1 pseudogene is annotated in these 1,112 nt (G+C 66.6%); it reads right to left on the minus strand.

Annotated elements, in window-relative coordinates:
- Positions 1–1,058 (minus strand): annotated as a pseudogene (locus tag ABD093_RS18225) (IS3 family transposase); the annotation flags it as partial.
- Positions 1,059–1,112 lie beyond the last annotated feature (54 nt).

The raw sequence follows: 1,112 nt of genomic DNA on the forward strand, positions 1-1,112 counted from the left end.
ATCGTAGGCGTCGCCGACGGTCCCGATCGACGGGGCGATGCCCTCGAGGTCGAGGTGCTCGGTGTACCGGATCGACGTGTACTGGGACCCGGCATCGCTGTGATGAATAAGATCCCCTGGTGAGACCGGGTTTCCCTCTCGATCACGCTGCCACAGCGCGATCCGTAGCGGGGTCATGACCAGATCGGTGCGCATGCTGGAGCTGGCGTGCCAGCCCACGATCCGCTGGGCGAACACATCCAGGACGAACGCGACGTAGACGAACCCCGACCAGGTCCGGACATACGTGAAGTCGGTGACCCATACCCGGTCGGGTGCCGGAGCCGTGAAGTCACGGTTCAGCAGGTCACCGGCACGTTTCCCGTCCGGGTTCGGGATGGTGGTACGAAGCTTCTTGACTCGCCGGACGCCCTCGAGGCCGAGGGTGTGCATCGCGCGGTCCACGGCGCCACGGGAGGTACCGGCCAGGCCTGCTTGGCGGCGAAGCAGGGCGACCCACTTCCGTCGTCCGTACAGGCCCTCCGGCGTCATCTGGACCTGTCCGGTGACCGGGTTGGCGGTCCAGGCGAGGTCGCGGACCTTGTCCTCGACCAGAGCGTCTGTGACGGTCCGGTCAGCGATGCGGGCCGGCCGTTTCCAGGCCCGGTAGGTCCGTGCAGCGATCCCCAGGCCCTGCTGGCGCAGGACACGGAGGATCGACTCGACTGCATAGCCCTCGGCGCGCATCTCGTCGATGAACGCGAGGATCAGCGGTTGCGGGGGTCGAGCTCCCCCGCGAAGAAAATCGAGGCCCGACGGAGGATCTCGTTATCCTCCCGCAATCGCTTGACCTCGCCTTTCAGTCGCTTGACCTCGGCAGATTCCTCACTCGTGAGGCCTGGACGGGTCCCGTCGTCGACATCGGCCTGGGCCAGCCAGCGCCGCACGGACTCGCGCGAGACGCCTTCCTGGCGGGCGACCGCGGTCGTCGCCGCGGTCAGAGTGGGGTACTCCTGCTGGTGCTCTCGCACGAGCCGCACGCACCTCGCGCGCAGCTGGGGATCGATCTTCTTCGGCATGCTGTCCATCCTCTCGGACTCAAACAGCAACGGCATCAAACCTGGGCCGATTCA

The sequence above is a fragment of the Brachybacterium tyrofermentans genome, assembly GCF_039526165.1.
Taxonomy (GTDB): Bacteria; Actinomycetota; Actinomycetes; order Actinomycetales; family Dermabacteraceae; genus Brachybacterium; species Brachybacterium tyrofermentans.